This window comes from Candidatus Methylacidiphilales bacterium (assembly GCA_025056655.1).
Lineage (GTDB): Bacteria > Verrucomicrobiota > Verrucomicrobiia > Methylacidiphilales > JANWVL01 > JANWVL01.
Map to the genome: position 1 here is coordinate 1 of JANWVL010000014.1, position 18331 is coordinate 18331.

General features: G+C 35.3%; 9 protein-coding genes. 6 read left to right on the top strand and 3 right to left on the bottom strand.

Annotated elements, in window-relative coordinates; translation table 11 throughout:
* Positions 1-176 precede the first annotated feature (176 nt).
* Positions 177-482, bottom strand: a complete 306-nt coding sequence (locus NZM04_00550) for a hypothetical protein (protein ID MCS7062534.1) — start codon at positions 480-482, stop codon at positions 177-179.
* 114 nt (positions 483-596) lie between these two features.
* Here NZM04_00550 and NZM04_00555 point away from each other — a divergent pair, with 114 nt between their 5' ends.
* The 3 genes from NZM04_00555 to NZM04_00565 all read left to right on the top strand — a co-directional run bounded on the left by NZM04_00555 (position 597) and on the right by NZM04_00565 (position 5772).
* Positions 597-2444 carry a hypothetical protein gene (locus NZM04_00555; protein ID MCS7062535.1) on the top strand — a complete coding sequence of 616 codons (1848 nt, stop codon included), beginning with the start codon at positions 597-599 and terminating at the stop codon, positions 2442-2444.
* 372 nt (positions 2445-2816) lie between these two features.
* On the top strand, positions 2817-4562 hold the full coding sequence (locus NZM04_00560; GenBank protein MCS7062536.1) for a hypothetical protein: 1746 nt from the start codon (positions 2817-2819) through the stop codon (positions 4560-4562).
* 499 nt (positions 4563-5061) lie between these two features.
* Positions 5062-5772 carry a CAP domain-containing protein gene (locus tag NZM04_00565; GenBank protein MCS7062537.1) on the top strand — a complete coding sequence of 237 codons (711 nt, stop codon included), beginning with the start codon at positions 5062-5064 and terminating at the stop codon, positions 5770-5772.
* Between the two features lie 976 nt (positions 5773-6748).
* Here the strand turns inward: NZM04_00565 and NZM04_00570 are convergent.
* Positions 6749-7459 carry a site-specific integrase gene (locus NZM04_00570; protein MCS7062538.1) on the bottom strand — a complete coding sequence of 237 codons (711 nt, stop codon included), beginning with the start codon at positions 7457-7459 and terminating at the stop codon, positions 6749-6751.
* Positions 7460-7530: 71 nt separating this feature from the next.
* Between NZM04_00570 and NZM04_00575 the strand changes: the two genes are divergently transcribed.
* From NZM04_00575 to NZM04_00585, 3 genes are all read left to right on the top strand, one after another.
* The gene (locus NZM04_00575; GenBank protein MCS7062539.1) at positions 7531-9570 is read left to right on the top strand and encodes a hypothetical protein; all 2040 of its coding nucleotides are present in this window, start codon (positions 7531-7533) and stop codon (positions 9568-9570) included.
* A gap of 392 nt (positions 9571-9962) precedes the next feature.
* Positions 9963-10355, top strand: a complete 393-nt coding sequence (locus NZM04_00580; GenBank protein MCS7062540.1) for a hypothetical protein — start codon at positions 9963-9965, stop codon at positions 10353-10355.
* A 2154-nt stretch (positions 10356-12509) separates the two neighbouring features.
* Positions 12510-13658 carry a hypothetical protein gene (locus NZM04_00585; protein ID MCS7062541.1) on the top strand — a complete coding sequence of 383 codons (1149 nt, stop codon included), beginning with the start codon at positions 12510-12512 and terminating at the stop codon, positions 13656-13658.
* Between the two features lie 953 nt (positions 13659-14611).
* Here NZM04_00585 and NZM04_00590 read toward each other — a convergent pair.
* A complete protein-coding gene (locus NZM04_00590) occupies positions 14612-16486 on the bottom strand; it encodes a hypothetical protein (protein ID MCS7062542.1) in 1875 nt (624 codons plus the stop codon).
* Between the last annotated feature and the right edge of the window lie 1845 nt (positions 16487-18331).

An 18331-nucleotide genomic window follows, 5' to 3' on the forward strand; every position in this document is an offset into this window, starting at 1 on the left:
CCGCCACGGTAGTCCAAAGCAGCATACCCACTGAAGCTGTCGGTGCAAGACTGAAATGCGCGTGACCCTTGATCCACCACCGCTTGCAACACCGCTTCATCGCGCGATAGGGTATCTACCAGCACATCACGCAGCGCGTCAGGCAGTTGACCTGTGTGATGAGATCGTCGCGTTTTTTACTCCCGACGAATGTGAACTGCTCTCGAGCTCGACGATGGGTTAGTCGTCGGTTGGGGCTGTGGGATGGGGGCAGCCAAGGCACGCTCACCGGCGCACTTGACCCAGTTGGCTACCGATTGTGGGTTGACACGCAGATTGCGCCCGATGCGTCGGGAGCTGTGGCCATCTAGATACATCTCGACGGCTTGGCGCGGGATTCTAGGCGGGTAGCCGATTGGGTTGGTCTGAGGGGTGAAATAACGATTGCAGGCTTTGCACAGGTAGCGCTGGCTGCTGCTGGGATTCTTGCCTTGTTTGACCACCGATTTGCTTATGTCTCTTTTGACACTTCATGTATCCAATTTTATTTACGCCTAAAATAAGCGCTTGATCTTTGTATCTGGTTTTGTTGATATCACGGATTATAATATCGTTGTATGGCTTGTTTTAACCTGCTTAGCTATATACTATCACGCAGAGATAGTAATTCTTCATTACGATTAAATTATATAATTCCCGAGGATTTAATAAAGGAGATCTTGGAGGATAAAGACGGAGCATTTTTTACTCTAAATAATTTATTATTAAACTATCAAGATATGCCTACTATCTATAAAGCTTTAATTTTGATTTTTATGGGTGCGACAAAGCTAGAAGAGGCTAAAATGATTATCCGTGAATACAGATATTCAAAAGATATCCTTTTAGCTTATGCAGCTCATTTAGCTTGGTACTGTATACATAGAGATACTGATTCTTATAATGATGTAATAAAAATATCTGATAAACTGAGCAAGAGAAAAATAAAGAATATTGAGATACCTTTTTTGCTTAGAAATGTTGCCTTATTATGCCAGGAAATAAAATTATCTATAGCTGATATTGCTGAGCATATATTTAAGCTAGATCCAAATTCTTCCATTACTTCAATCATTAAATTGTTAGAAGAAATTGGCAGTGTTGAACATATGAATAGAATGGTTGAATATATATTAAATAATGTGAATGCCTTAGACATACCCTTACATACCACTCGTCTTATTATTTCTAGAAAAATGATTGAAATCCTTAGAAAACTAAAGGAAGAGGAAAGAATGAAGCTTATAGATAATCTGAATAGAAAGAACTATATTTATTGTTGCAAATTTTTATTAAATATGTATAAAAAAATAGACGAATCCTTAAAAAATGATCTTCTTGAGGTGATTGCATATATAGTTTACAGAATGCGTGAGATCTTGGCGGTAGAGATTAATCTAGAAAAACATGATACAAATAATTTTAAATATAAAGAGTGTGACGAAATATCTGAGACTCTATTTGAATATATAACTAAAAATTTTGAAGAAAAGGAAACGAGAACCAGATTAATTGGATTATGCGGTGGAAATAGCGCGGTAAAAGAGTTAAGAAAATTATTGAATAAAAGAGGCAACTTCGATAAATCTTTGGTTCAGGCAATTTTTTATACTTTAGACGAAAATATAATAAATGATTTTGTTGAAATTGCTTTTGATCTTGATACTAGTTGGTTAGGCTATGTTCCTATCTATGATAATCGTGTATGTTTGATAGATAGTAAATATGTCTATAAATTAATAGACTGTATATCAGTAAATCCCAACACTATAGATTACGGTACGTACTGTTTTTTTAGGAATTATGCTATTAATAAAAAAGAATATCAAATTATAAACCGATTGACCGGTTATTTATTCTCTCGTAATATAAATATTGATCTTAATGATTATGGATTTATTTTAAACGTAAACACTGATATCTTCGTAGATTATTTCGAAAAATATATAGAAAGATTTGGCTCAGAGATTGACCCAAAAACTTTAGATAATTTTGTTTGTTATTATATCCCCTTTTTAGTATCAAAAGGGAACGAGAAGGCGTTTGATATATTAAAATGCACGATTGATTTATTAAAAGATAAAAAGAAATTGTTCTTGTCTATCTTATTGTGTAATAATGATTTATCTGTGAATATTATTTATAAATTATCAAAGCATTTTGATTCTGTGTTGAATGATATAAAAATATGGAATCCGCGTATGTTAAATAAGAAAGCAATCATTGATGGCCTTATCGATATTATTAAAAAATCAAATGGCAGTGACAAGATCTACAATGTTTTAAAAATCATTGCCGTTTTAGATAAAGATATATTAAATGATTTGGCTAAACAAAGAGACATCCTTTCTAATGTAATTGGACCCCTATGTTTTATACTACAGGACAAGGAAATAAAAAGCATGGATGATATTATTTTGTTATAACTAAAGAATGTTTTTAAATTAGTTGGCTATATAAGCTGAATGGTAAACTGGTTTTCTTTATATAATTTGTCACGTTTAACCAGAGATATTCGCTGAAGTAATCTATGCTAGTAGACCTGGTGAAACATAAATACAGTTTAATAATGTGAGGAAACTAAATATGTCGTTACTTAAAGCACTTCTCGATGAAAATATAACCTCAGGCTAATCATCGCACAACCTGCACGATAGCTAGATATTAACGGGTATATAATTGTTTTTAAACCTCAATGAATTTGAGTTCAAGTGCCTAATCTGTTAAACAAAAAAGGAGTTCACTAAACATGTGTAGATCAATGCATCCATCAATAGTTTTTTATCAACGATTCCATCATGTTTATTATCAACCCTCTCCAAATCATTTTATTTAACCGACTAGATCAATTTACACCTGGTTCTGTGTTAAAATATGGCTTATTTGAAGTTATTTACAGTAAAATGGAAGAGGTAAAAAATAATACGGAGCCAATCTTAGCGCAGATTTTATTCGAGATCGGTGTAATCAGTCGTGAAAATGTGCTAGATCTGCTGAGTTTAAGGTCAATTAAAGAAGATGAGATTGAAAATATTATAAACAAATACATGGATTATGATGATCTTAATGATTGTTATATATATAAGAATATAGGCCAAAGCAAATGGCGTAGATTTAGGAGAATAATTTGCGATAACTATATAGATTATTGCGGGAATCTTAATAATTTGCTTATTAACACATCTAAATTTATACCCCACGGTTTCTCTATAAGATGGTTTAACATCTTACCAATTAACAGCCGCTGTAGATGCATCATATTACCTACTATTTTAACCTTAATACGTGATTTTCCCCCCAGAAAACAGAAAAATATATTATTAATACCAGTAGATAGATTTATGGATATGCAGTATATAAGAACGATTGTGTCTTCTTGGAATAAAATTCACAAGAAGTGGCAAGATAATAAATCAGCTATAGTCGGCTTTTTGCAAAGTAAGGTTTCAACTGCGGTTGTAGATACGCTCAATTTAGCTAATTTTAATGCAGAGCTTGGTAATATCAACATATTTTTTTCGCCAGATCAATTTACCAATCAGGTGTTGAGTTTAATAAAAGATAATTCTTTCTGGTTAAACACTCACACCACGCCCATGAAGAGATATCCTAAGATTAAAAGTGAGAATATACATGATATAGCACAATTAAGCGCAGAAAAGAAACGCATATGCAGTCAAAATATTGATTGGTTGCGCGTTTTTTTATATCTTCCTCTTCTTCCAGTGCATTTAGTTTACTGGGGATGGCGTATAGTGCATGGTTTTAATCGTATTCCTATTCGCATAGAGCTGGATCAAATGCGTGAAAGAGGACTCATCCAATTAAAAGAAATTTCTGGAGTATCTTGTGTTGTATTAAGTCAAGATTCCCTCCTATATATTGCTTTATATACGTTCTCAGAAACAAAGAGATTCATTAGATGGTTTAATTACTTTATTAATGATCAAAAGAGAAGATACGGGCACACTATATCATCTTATTATGTTGTTGCGAATATAGCGCAATATCTCTATCGCCTTTCGATTAGCGGTGAACCAATGCAATATCTCACTGGTTATTCTGAGTGCATATCTGCTCACAGCTATATGCAGAAAACTACAGATAAATTCATGTTCACCTATCGTCCGGATAGTGGCCTTATGGTAAGAGTAGGTCTAAGAGTGATTCCCGTTCACATCGAAGTAGATGGCTGGCAATTGGGAGATTGGGGATATCAAAGAAGTCGTGCCGGTCTTAATCGCTGGATTGATAAATTCAACACTATCCTTAGATATTATCAATCTATGGAATGGCGTTATCGTTATAAATACTTTCCTGTTACATTGATTGTTACTGAACACATCGATAAGAATTCAGATGATATTTATAAAGCATCTAAGAGTATACCTGTGGAGTTTAGAGAAAAATTAGGTATTTACTTTTCTTCTTGGATGGATATTACCTCTTCTTTAACGCCGGATATCTGGCGCGACGCTTATAACATCAACAATATATACACGATTGATGAAATATTGAAATCGTATGCTGTTAAATATATCTAATTTTATGTAAATCTTTGACATTTTGCTCATTAATCAATACCGATATAATGATGGATGAGTAAAGTGTGAATGAATGTATACACAAGAAATCGTTATATCTATGATTAAGTTTTGATGTATATTAACAATCCAGATTGTTTCTGATGGCCGATCGAGCATCTCACATGTGTTTGTGTTACACCAACGACTTAGTAATATGCCACTTTAGATCACATCAGCAAATATCTTCAATGGCTTTCACAATGGACAAGTAGAAGTAGTTTTAACAAGTCTTCCAGATTTGTTGGAACGTTAGTCGGTACTTAGTCTGATAACATTGTGCTTGTACAGTATGCTTAAGATTTGCAGGTGTATAATCCATTCATACAACAAAGAAAATAGTGTCATCCACTAAAGTAAGCGCGTCTGGGTATAAGAACTATCTGGCAAACTACTCGATCATTTCTATTCGAGCATCATTATGTCATAAGCGCTATATAACGTGAATTATAATATAAGCATGGATTCTATGGCTAAGAAGTTTCTCCTTGTATCGCTTATCATAATTATATCTATATGCTCATGTATCAGTTGCATCTTGGGTTATTCTATCTTATCAAATATTAACTCAGGCAAGGCAGAAATAGAGCAAAAGATATTGAGTATAGATGAGAAAGAAGAGTTGCGTTTAATCATGGCAAATGAATTAGAAATCAACATAGAAGAATTAGAAATTACTGAAATACCTGAAGCTTATAAATTCGGGGAAGATCCATCACTTTATAAATTTGAGGAAAGGAAAATATCGCATTTGTGCAGGCCAGACCGTAAAAGTGCCGAGATTGAATTTGTAGAAATCAACAAATTAAGAAGGAAGCATAATCTGCCAAATATCATATGGGAAGAAACGCTTTATCCGCTTGCACTTGAACGCGCCACGGACATGGCTAGGAGAGGATATTTTTCACATTATGACCCAAACACAGGTAAGCCAATGGTGCCATCTGTCATGACGGGAGAAGTATTAGCAGTACATCTTACTAAAGATTTTTTAGCGGCAGAAGGTTGGTATTATTCTCCACCCCACTGGAATGTACTTAAGCAAGCGAAGAAGATGGCCGTTGCCTACCTTGCATGTGACCGCCCAATTGCCGTAATATATAAAAACCCTGGGGAGGAAGATATGTACGGAATGTATGCTTATTTCATCGTCGGGCTAACTTTACAATAAAAAACAGGCCTTCTATTATTTTTTGGCGGTGGGATTACTCTCATAAAATGACCTGTAATGTTTTGAATAGCTAATACTTAAAACACCCATCTTTTCATAGAATATAACTGTTTATATTATTTGATATATTTTATGTTAAGAGACTGACTCGTATTCTTTCGTCACTTCTTATCACTAAGGCCTTTTGGCTATTCAAATAGGTTGAGAGCAAGAGATGCTTCAATTTAATCACACCAGTCAAGCACAAGTATACGATATATGAGTCATATTTTGTTTTAAGAAGTTGTAAATTAAGGTAAAAAACCGCTATCATCTATTAAAAAAAATAATAAACGAAATCAACAGAAGTGTCATTATTATAACTGGTATAATGAGGCCTAAGCCGATGTTTAAACGTGCTAGCGCACTTCCTAGAAAAAACGATATTGTGGAAGACAAGAGAGCCATGATAATGTTTATCGGATGATACGGGATGCGCTGGGTTAGGTTTGCAAGAAGAACAAAAAAGGCCGCAGTTATTATTCCAACTATGAATGAGTGAATAAGTTTAACTGGCCATGCTGATAAAACATTGGCGTTATTTTTCTTTATCTCACTAACGGCATGACGGTAGTATAAATAAGCAGATGTTCTCCCTGCCATAACCCACGTGGGTAGAGCAAAATAACCCAGAATTATGGTTAATAGAATAGATGGGACAATAGATACACAGGGCAATAAGAGATAAGCATAAATCTTGGAGCTTATAAATTCTTGCATATACAATTATTAATTTTACTCTAAATCAGCCAATCTAACTACATATAAAGAAAATCGTCCTAATGCTTCAAATACCTTATTAAAACCGACGAATAACACTGATACCACGATTATCATTAAGATAGCAAATAAAGGGTCGAATATTTCTTGCTCAGCCTTGCGCATAGTTTTATTATACGATAGAAAATGATCGCACGGATGAATCATAATAGCGGCTTTACTTAAACATAGTAATTCTTAAAGGTATACCGACCTTATCAGCTATATTACGCATATGCCGCCAAATCACCTGTCTTGATAACGGGTTCCCATTCTTAGCGACGAAGAAAGTCTGAGTGTGATTGCCAACGACATCAGCTTTCTTAGCTACATATTTTGCCAGGCTCTTCTCAAATAATTCATCTGGTTTATTGATGTTATAATAATAAACTTGGTCATTTTCCACTATTTTAACAACATATGATTGCTCGTTCTCTGAAATATCGTAAATATTGATAACCTGTGATGCCTTTATTCTTAGACGGTTAATGAGCAAAATAATCAACAATATAGCAGTTGACATGAAATCGTCGTTTTTCTTTAATTGCTCAACCAAGTATTCGAAATCATTTTCTTTAATTCGTTTTGCTTTTACCGCAGGTCTTCTAATTGGTTTAAGGATATTTTTGGCCTCGTCATAGCCGATAAATTCGCTATAACGAATGAGGCTATATATTTTACGAGCAATCGAACTTTCGGCATAATGGCCTTGTTTTAAAAAGTTGATATAATCCTCTACTATCCGGAAGTACTCATCCTTATCGGATATGAAATTTTCGTGATGTGCGGCAAAATCCAAAAAATGCTGGATATCACCTTTATACCCAGCAATGGTATTGGGCTTGGCGCCCTTTCCTTTGAGATATGTTATGAACTGCTCGGCTGTCATAGTTATATTATACCATAATTTAGGCCGATGCAAAGGTAATTTCGACACAACGTGCTAAAATATGATTAGCTATGAAAAAACACAATCCCATACATCATTTTGCACAATCAGTAGTGGATTCTTTTGAGATCATCAACGTAAAGAATCCGGATGATGAGGAAATCACAAAGATCGTAACCAAACTGAATGAAGCTGCCGAAGCATGCATTCACGCTTCTTGTCGCCCGCAGGATATCTTTGCAGCTATAGATGATGAATTGGCTAGAGAAAATAGAGGAAATAATGCTGTAGATAAATCAGCTAATAAACCTGATTCCGCGGAAGAACTAATTTTTAATACAGTCCAGTATCTGGTCGATAAGAAATTAAGCGCGAGTAAAGCTATATATGTACTTATTGACGCCTTGGAAAGAATTACGCCATTGCAGGAGAAGCTAGCGGAGCTCGCGTATCAGAACAAAGTTATATACTACAACGACAACAACCTTGCTTTAAAGGCAGTTCTCCGCTGGAAGTATGTACCACCTGATGCTTTGGATCATATTAAAAACTTTAACATTCAGCACCCTGTTGATATATTATCAATCATAAGAAGATTTTATAAGATGAAATATGATGACTTCGCTTTTTTTTATAATAAATTAACCACTAAAGACATGTCTTATCGTTATCTTGCTCTTTCATATTATGAACCTGAGGAGGAAGAAGATAAACGCAAAACTATAAAACTAATCGAAGATCTTTCACCCGAAGAATTGCATAAATTTTTATATAACAAGATAAAACGAGACCCACTCTATGGGATAGAAGTGATTCATAGCTTAATTCTTGCTGCACAACAGCATGGCTCGAATGATAAGACGATTGATGAAAATAAAAAACCAAACATACTTGGCAGTTACGATAAAATAAAGATCATTGTCAGATGTTTAATAGAGAATAGGAAGAATTTAGGCACAGAAGGATACGAGATTGTCGAGAAGATTATCAATAGCTTGGATGCGTCAAAAATAGAACAAAATAAGCTCGATGATTTGTTGCAGATCAAAAAAGTGCTTGATCCTAACCTCTCTGATCCTGAGACATGGGCTAAGATTGTTTCTAATATTAAAGATACTGAATTAATACTGTTAGCGTTTTCATGTGCCAAAAATCAAGCCGAATGTCTGAAAGCACTCAAGGAATATGCTATAGATAAAGCAATCCTGATCTTTAATAAGATAAACGAAAATAACGGTGGCGTAAAGCTATCTGAATTGATAGATAAAACAGACTCTTTCGTGAGTAAACTATCTGCAATCAATTTCAAATCAGAATTCGTTCGTAATATCTTGTCTAATTTAATTGTATTTGGTAAACAAGCGATAGGCAATATACCTGAAGAACTCAAAGCGACTAAAGATCTGCTAAAAGAAGCTCATAGAGAAAATTATCATGGGATGAGCAAAAATGATATAGACCGACTCACTACAGCATTTGTAGATCATGTCATAGATAAAGGCAGCCAAGATCACCTAGTCAAGACTTTGTTATCGATGCCAGGTATAAATGATAAGGACAAAGCACGCCTATTCAAAAAACTTAACCCACTACAAGCATTTTTCGTAGCTTCTATTATGCCTATTCCTCGTAAAACATTACAGGAATATCTAAGAAACCATGAGAAGGAAGTAGGTCCGATTTATAAGAGCCTCGCAGAACTCTTTTGGCTTGGTAATAGCATTATACCTGTTGTCAGCTACAGGAAAATTGGACAGGATATGTGGAAGACCGCTTCTGAAGGTATAAAGAAATACTTTAGTTTTGGCAGTGTTGCTGGGATAGATGATAATAGATCTATTTTAAATTTAGTCCTCACTAAGACTATTTTTAAAGAAATGCTCCACATTTTCCGCGCAGTAGTAGTAACAGTCGTGCCTTATCGCCTTGTAGCTGGAATGGTCAGCGCTGGTTTTTATATGACTAGAGCCATAAAAAATAATGCAAGCGCTATTAATCATGCCCGTATAACTTATGAAAATGCTAAGATTATGGACAAGGTTAATAATATTCAACCATATATCCAAACCGATAAAAATATAACAGGCATGATGGAGTATATAAAAAATTAAAAGCGCTGTTCATGCTTAAGAAGATTGTTTGTTTTATATATTAAATAGAGGAAAAGATTTATTGAATTAAAAGCTAGCGCAACAAATATCCAGTAGATATCGGTTAATCAGTATTCCGACGTGGTGAAAATCACAACAGCACATAGCGTTACCTGCTTAAGGTCTACAATCGTCATTTTATCCTGCTGATCAACCTAATCAGCTACACACCTTAAATTCGGCGCAAAAGCCATCAAAATGTATCTGAACAGCCACACTTCACAAAAAATCGGGCATAATTCGCTTGTAAAGCACACAATTAGTCAACCGACTCAAGTGCATCCATGAATATGCACTGGCTGCCATTCCCTACCCATCTCACACCCCCCAAAGCCGATGACTAAACTATCATCGTGCGCAGTGAGCTATTCACATTTATCGGAAAAAACGTCTATCTCATCACGCAGGTCGAGCGCCCGCGCGCACAGCGTGATGAGCTGGTAGATAGATACTCTATCCTGCGATTAGGTTGTGTTTCAGACAGTGATGGATCAAGCCCCATGAGCATTTCATCATTGCGCCAACATCTTCAGCGCGTATGCTGCTTTCAACTACCGGGGTGGGGGGATCGTCTCTATCTGAGTCGGGCAAGGCTGCTGCCCTATTTGCTTGAAGCAAGCCTTGCCGAGTTGTGTGTGGGGTCACTCGTTTATGCCAACGATCGCAGTGCTTTCTACTGTGTGTGGATGAACTGCAGCGGCGATTGTGTCTTTTGTGCAATGCTGGAATCGGTGGCGGGCTTTTAAACCAGCACCTACGGTTTATCAGAGCTGTCCACTGGACTATGTAATTATTTTGATTCAAGCGCTTATTATTTCATCACGTAGTTTTATCAATCAAAATTAATACGTATACGCCTAATTTACATCATGGCAATGCATAATGATCTTATTTTCCATTCCTATTTTGTAATATATATTGTAGCACATCTTATTTATATTTTCATTATATCTAGCTAAAAATCCTACCTTATACGTGGGAACACATGTTGTCCCACTTTTCTGAACATCATAGTGATTAGCGTAACATGACTTCCCGGCAGAAATAGACCAATGTGGGCCATTGTTCCATTCCCAAAAAAATATTGCTAGGGATAAAATCAATGCAGTAGCCATTCTGAATCTGTCCATGACAATATTATATACAGCCTTAGCGCCGGTCAAGCATAGATAGCGCCTGAATCCAAATACTCAAGTCGCATCGTTGATGTCTCTTATAACCCGTGTACTCTTATACAAGAGAATAACCTCGATCAACGCTGTAACCACAGTATGATTATGATATGGATACTTAATATCAACTCTTGCGAGATAAAACTTGTTATTTTCGCGACTAACTTAGCACGGTAAACGCGCTGGCCTTTGAGTTTTCTGGTCATAAATGCTCTAATTACGAAATCGTTGCAGAAGCTAATCGATGCCTCGCTACTGACGGCGAGCCACTGCATCGGAGGACATTCGATATATCACGAGTTGAAATTTCGTGGGGCATCCTTGGCATCTCTTCCATTATTAGTTTTCCTATCAAATTTTTTAGCTGTTCCATAATTCAGTTATTGTTCAAAAGATGCATCTGCTAGTTAGCTTCTACAAACACATCAAAAACATCACGTCTTTCAGCTTAAGCATGATACAAATTAATTCTATATCGTTTCCCGAATGTGCATAGAACTTCGATTTTATCGTTTCGGCAGAAGACATCCGCTACTGTAATTTCAATCAGCACATTGTTTGATTGTGCAATGTCATGATAGACGAAATATTTCCGTGTAAGTGTATCTGAATTATAAGAGATATGAGTTAACGATGTCAGTATTTAAATTTCTAGTCTACCTGTACTTTACATCAGCCACAAAATGGGTATAATGATGAGTGAGAGAGGGAGCCGTGTCGAATAGCTATTTATCTGTTTCGAGTGGCTCCTTCTCTCAATTCATTTTCATTTTATTCTCGGGAACTTAAAACAAAATGCTTGCTTAGTCCTGTGAATAGCTCTGATAAATCACCAACGCTTGCTTAAAGGGACGCCATCGATTCCAGCATTGCACAAAAGACGCAATCGCCGCTGCAGTTCATCCACACACTATGGAAAGCACTGCGATCATTGGCATAAACGAGTGAACCCCACACAACTCGACAAGGCTTGCTTCAAGCAAATAGGGCAGCGCCTTGCCTGACTCAGATAGAGACGATCCCCCCACCCCGGTAGTCGAAAGCAGCATACGCGCTGAAGATGTTGGCGCAATGATGAAATGCTCATGGGGCTTAATCCATCACTGTCTGAAACACAGCCTAATCGCAGGATAGAGTATCTATCTGCCAGCTCATCAAGCCGTGCGCGCGGGCGCTCGACCTGCGTGATGAGATAGACGTTTTTTCGATAAATGTGAATAGCTCACTGCGCACGACGATAGTTTAGTCATCGGCTTTGGGGGGGGGCGTGAGATGGGTAGGGAATGGCAGCTAATGCATATTCACGGGTGCACTTGAGTCGGTTGACTACTAATTGTGCGCTTGACTAGTAAATTATGCTCGATATTTCTTAAAATGTGGCTATCTAGATACATTTCAAGAGTTCGTCACGGGATTCAAAGCGATAGTCGATTGCGTTGCCTTGATGGATAAAATGATGGTTGCATGTCTTGCATAGGTACGCTGGTTGCCGTTGTGATTCTTTCTACTTTTGCTCATTGTTTTGCTTATGTATCTTTAACATTTCGTGTGCAACACTTTATTCACCTCCTTAGAACAATTGGGTCTGGTAAAAGGCACATGACCAATACATGCTCAATTTAGGCATTTATCATACTTCTCGCTAAGCCTGATTATGCATCAAATTGTTCTCTCTGTTAAAGAGACCGCAAGCTTAACAAAAGCATTTGCTTAAATTATAATAAGAGCATGGCAGACAATATCAAGATCAAACATTTTGGACCGATAAAAAACGCAGATATCACGTTAGGTCCATTAACCGTTTTTACTGGGCCACAGAACAGTGGGAAGAGTTTAACCTTGAAATTTATAAAATTTATGAATGATATTCATATCCTGCATAACCTTTTAATAAATCTGCAGGGGCATAAAAATGTCGAGATAGACCACGATATTTTTAAAGCTTTTTTTGGATTTCCTTTAAAAGAAAATTATTTAATATATGGCGACAAGAGAGTAACCAATAAATACTTGAGATCTCTACTTAAAAGCGATTGCGAAGAAAAAGTAGTTTATATACCTTCGCATAGAACAATATGTCTAGACCCAGTTGAAAATGAGATAATTAAAATAGATAAATCGTTGTATAATTCGGATATCTTCACATACAACTATGTTGAATTCCTGAAAAATAAACTCGTGCATTGTATTCCGCCGAAGAAAAACAGTGCGTTATTAAATATAGAAGGCATGCATAGAAGTATGAAGAATAAAATTGCCAATAATATATTAGACGGTTTCCGTTTGAATTTAAAACGAGCAGGTGATGAGATCAAGATAAACCTAATAGACAAAGATAACGTGCCATTATCCGGTTTTGCATGGACAATAGCTCAAAGACAGTTTGTACCAATTTTAATAAGCATAAAAGACCTGCTTGATCAAAAAAACGTATCAGGATTAAATCCTGATAAATTAATTATAATCGAAGAGATTGAAATGGGCCTTCATCCAAAAGATATAGTTACGAGTATGTTCTTGATCTTTGATTTAGTCGCGAGAGGTTATCGTGTTATACTAGCTTCAAATTCTCCTACTGTTATGGATTGTATATTTGCCGTGTATAGGTTAAGCCAATACAATGCTGGCGACGATCTTTTCTGCAAACTTTTCGATCTATATAATAAAGATGAAAGCAAAAGGATTTTTGCGAGATTAAGAGAATTATCTAGTAATTTTAGAGCTTACTATTTCGATAAATTATCAGGGATGGTGAAAGATATATCGTCACTTGACCCTGCCTCACCAGATGAAGCAGTTTCTACATTTGGCTACACAGTGGACGGTAGAGTCGGTAATCTCATCGCTCGTGCATATGCAAATAGGCAGATTGAATAGTGAGCACAAGGCATTAAATGATATAAAAAATATCAATTATTTCGCTCTTAAATTTTATATTATATTTGCATAAAATTATGCTGATGTATTAATCATCATGCTTGCTTGTATTGTAGCATTGTTTTTTAGCGCCTTAAAAATTACAAGATAGATAATTATATTATGCTATTTTAACTTTATAAATCATCTAGATAACCCCGCGCAGTAGCCTAATGAATACTGCGATCCAGTTGAAATTACTTAAAGAAAAATTGTGTAGTTAGATATAACAAATGAAAATCCGGAACAATAGCCTAGAATTGCATTTTAACCTAAGTCATGGCATAGACATACAATTTCAAGTACATTGATATACCAATACTTGTAGTATCTGTTTATCTTAGTAAAAGCTATTTCGAGATTTCTCACGTAATATGTCGTCAGCACTCAAATTAGACGATAAGATAAACCATTTTCTTGCTCAGACAAATGTTAATTTTAACCTACATCACGAATAATTTACTCGTCAATTTGTTGCTCTGGCATAAGTTTAGGTCATAATTAAATGCGCACTTACACTGAGTGGTCATCTATTGTGTAAGTGATAGATATCCTGCGCGATGTGCTAGCAGATTTATTTGTCTAGATATATCAAGAGGGTCTAACGCACTGTGTTTATTAGGCAAATGATTATTTTAAAGGAGAGTGAGAAAAATTTTGCATGATTTATATAAGCAGCTTCAGTGTTTATCTTGATTTTTATCTTTTAATTAACAGTCAATCAACTTCTTCAGTGTTTATTATTCAATATATTCAACTTAATAGCTATACTTATCAAATAATGCAGAACGTCCCATCGAAAAATACATTTTTGTAGATACAATTAACTTTATCAAGGCATTTGGCGTTTTTGATATAACGATTGAATGAAACTATTATCGTTGATTTATAGAATGAAGGACTGCTGTTGTATTTTATATAATAACAAAATCTTCATCCGAGTTTTTATCTATTATACATTTATTATAACCTTCTATTAACATAAAAGTAGGTTCTCCCTCTATTTTCCCACCGCAATTAAAAAGGAAATAATTATATACATCTTCCTCCTGTACGAAATCCAGATCTAATTCTCGCAACATTTCAAAGATTCCTCTTATATCTTTTGTTTTGAGATAAATAATAAAAAGCGATTCTAGTAAAATATTTTTGTTTAAATATTTCAATAGTTTTAAGATATTATGATCTATCTGGGGTTTTATTTTATTTATGCGTTCTAAAATAAAACTTATGGAGGGAGGATCTTCGTTCATGAATAAAATAATCAGAGATGAATGCAAAACTGTACGTTGATAGATTTCGTTTCCGCTGGCTACATCTATTATATTCTTAGCGTTTTTTGTCCCCATCTCTTTATTCATTTGATATAAATAGAGCAATAAGAAGCTGGCAAGATACGCATTTTTACACTCATCTATGTATGAGCTCAAAAATTCTATGGTCTCTACTTCGCTGACAATCGACATGATTTTGATCGCATTCAATCTTGTTTTTATGCTCAATCTTTCATCCTCTAATATAAAATTTCTGTACTCTAACAAATCTTCGAGGTTGTAAAAAAGGATTAAATCTAATGTCTTGTTGAATAGCTCGTCTATATTTTCATCCAAAAGTTCAGTCAAAAATTCTTTCATCGATTGGCCAAACTGATTGTCTTCGTAAATTTGATCTATAATTGCACGGTCTTTGGTTTTTATATACTCAAGAATATGCCTGACATTTTTATATTCAATTATTTTGTATACGAGAGTTTTTGATATTTTTTTATTGCAAGACTTTTCCAAAAAATTACACAAATCTTTTCTTCCCAAAATGTCTCTATCTTTTTTTATATCACATGTACATAGCAATAAATTGATAGCAGATGATATAGAATCTTCATCACTATTATTATCTATGATGTCTATCGCTAGTCTCTTGAAAGCTTCTTGGTTTTTTATCATAGTTTCTGTAATTTTTCGCCTATTTGAAGAACTATCTACGCTTTTATTTACACGATCATCGTATAACAAGAGATTATAAATATGTACAAGCGAATCAAAGGCAAGATTACGTGATGTGCGTCTTTCTGAATGTATAATATTTAAAAGAAAATCAACCGCCTCATAAGACAAGCAATTGCCCATGTTTTTTATAACGCAATCTTTTATCAATACATTTTTATGCTCTTTGTAAATATGAATTAAATCCCTGTGGCAAATAACATTGCCAGACAAGGATAGTTTTTCTATTATATTATACACGTAATCAAACTCGTATTCTCTTGCTCCTAATATCAAATCAATTACCTTATCCCTTAATATATGATATCCTATATCCAAGAAATAAGAATAAAGATATACACTGTCTTCTAAATTTATTTGTTTTTCTCTTAAATATCTATAAACAATATCTGCAAGCTTAGGGGGGCTATTTTCAATCATAATTCTCAAGGCATCAACATCTTTCTGTACATTAAAATCATGAATGAGCTTTTCCATTTCTTCTAATACTTTGCCATCTAACTGTCTTTCTAATGAGTAGAAAAAGATTAAGCTGTATTTAGGTTCATGCATATATTTAATCGCCGTATCTAACTCAAGTTTTGTGACTATTTCTTTATCTGATAGAAATTTAAGGGAAGCTATGTATGCACTATCATTCTTGCTATGACAAATATATCTCAATAACCACAAAACTTCTTTTGGATATAAATTGAATAAGAATGACATCTCATGATAAATGTCTGGCGTAATATTTTCATTCTCAAGGCGATATAATAAATTAGCGAAAGGATAATGAATTGCCATTACCTTTATGATAACATGTTTTATGACTCCATAGGCTAATTCAAATCACCTAAATATGAACGCTGGATGATTCTCGCATCAATATCAAAACTCGGTTGCAAATCATGTATGACTAATTATCTACCATTGACTCACACAGAGAAATCAATTATCGGCATCGCTTTTATATACATTGCTAAGAGCCTAACATATTTTAGTATAAACTTGCTCAGACAATATGCAGCACAACAAAATTTATAACCAGCTAACTTTTCTTGAGATTATCTCTAATATAATATATTAAGAAATAATGGCGAATTAAATATCTGAAAGATGTGAACTAATCAATAACCAAACAAGACGAAAATAATTGCGAAGAAATTTGCAGGTTATGCAAGATCTATAAACATGACTGTTCCACTTAAGCCCATACAACCATTACCCTGAATCTACCAACAAATCGAGATTCATCTAGATAGGTACAGTTTTAAATGCATCAGTAGCAATCTGAATATCAAGTGCACAATTGGTAGTCAACTGAGTCAAGCATACCGATGAATGTGCCTTGTCTCTCATACCACAGCCCACAAACCATGCATAACTCATATCCAAAGTCCATGATCCATTCATATTCACATAGATTAAAAAAGGCAGCCACCTTACCGATTACATAGACCAATCACAGATATTTGCTGCATAGTCAACGGATAGATAACCCAACCTACGATGATAGGGAGGTTAAAAAACGACGGTAAATCAATAAATCAAGCATAATGAAAATTGTGCTGCTATATAGAAGACTTTAGTGATATATCGCTTTATATTATTGTTGCGTAAGTCTCAGGTTATGACAGATAAGTCGCAGATCTCCTCAGTTGAAATATGTCGCTCCGAGTTTAGAGAAGATATTACCGATCTAGATCAACCGCACAATACTCGTTTAATAATACGTGAATAAGGTGCAACGATCGGCGTATTTTTAGTTTCGCGCTGAAATCGGTAGCATCTCTTTAAGTACAAGTGTGTATAATTTATAAGAGCTGTTCAAAACAGAAGCAAGTATTCGTTTAGATATACCCTCGGATCTATCACGATAGATTTCTTTAAGATTCTTGACACGCAAATGATTGACTTGGGATAGGTAAAAAGTAATCACTGCAAAACTCACACCAAGATCACTGTTAGTTAATACGCTTGATCTTGGCATCACTTTTCGAGTATTTCTCTAGTAAGCTTTATGTGGCATAATTTTAATCCCCCCCTTGACAATCGGTCAAACAAAGTGTATATTGCAATTCACCTCATAAGGGTGGGAACGGGCGAGCCGAGAGCGGCAACGAAAAAGTTGCCGCTCTCGGCGTTTTTATTGGGGAAAGCCTAAAAAATACCTACTTAGCTCCGTAGTCCTTATCACCCGTGTCACTTGCTTGAATGAATTACGCTGATTCCATGATTGATTAAGTCATAGAACAAAGTGCACACCCAACTGCAGAAGCCCCCCCACATAGCACAAAGCTCTGCTTCCTTCAGCCTTAGCAGTCTAGATACTCATGTAGCTTGGCAAAGCTCTTTCAAACTGTATAGGATTGCTGCTTGTCTTATAGACAGAAACCACGGCAATCTAAAATAGCATACCCGTCAAACCTACTGAGGATGCCAATGCGATGCTGAAATGTCCATGCCCTTGATTTACCATCTCATATCCCCCTCATCGCACAGGAGGTTATTTACCTTTTTACTATGCAGCAAGCGCCAGCGTGCAATCAGCGTGATGAGTAAGATAGATATATCTTTTTACTCCCGGCGAAAAATCAACAGATCACCGTGTCTAACGACGAGTTAGTCTCCGGTTAGTGGTAATTAGCT

What these genes read in the sequence shown, in the direction of transcription:
- NZM04_00585 (MCS7062541.1), top strand. Translation starts at nt 12,510, where the DNA reads ATGGCAGACAATATCAAGATCAAACATTTTGGACCGATAAAAAACGCA.
- NZM04_00575 (MCS7062539.1), top strand. Translation starts at nt 7,531, where the DNA reads ATGAAAAAACACAATCCCATACATCATTTTGCACAATCAGTAGTGGAT.
- NZM04_00570 (MCS7062538.1), bottom strand. Translation starts at nt 7,459, where the DNA reads ATGACAGCCGAGCAGTTCATAACATATCTCAAAGGAAAGGGCGCCAAG.
- NZM04_00590 (MCS7062542.1), bottom strand. Translation starts at nt 16,486, where the DNA reads ATGGCAATTCATTATCCTTTCGCTAATTTATTATATCGCCTTGAGAAT.
- NZM04_00560 (MCS7062536.1), top strand. Translation starts at nt 2,817, where the DNA reads ATGTTTATTATCAACCCTCTCCAAATCATTTTATTTAACCGACTAGAT.
- NZM04_00555 (MCS7062535.1), top strand. Translation starts at nt 597, where the DNA reads ATGGCTTGTTTTAACCTGCTTAGCTATATACTATCACGCAGAGATAGT.
- NZM04_00565 (MCS7062537.1), top strand. Translation starts at nt 5,062, where the DNA reads ATGGATTCTATGGCTAAGAAGTTTCTCCTTGTATCGCTTATCATAATT.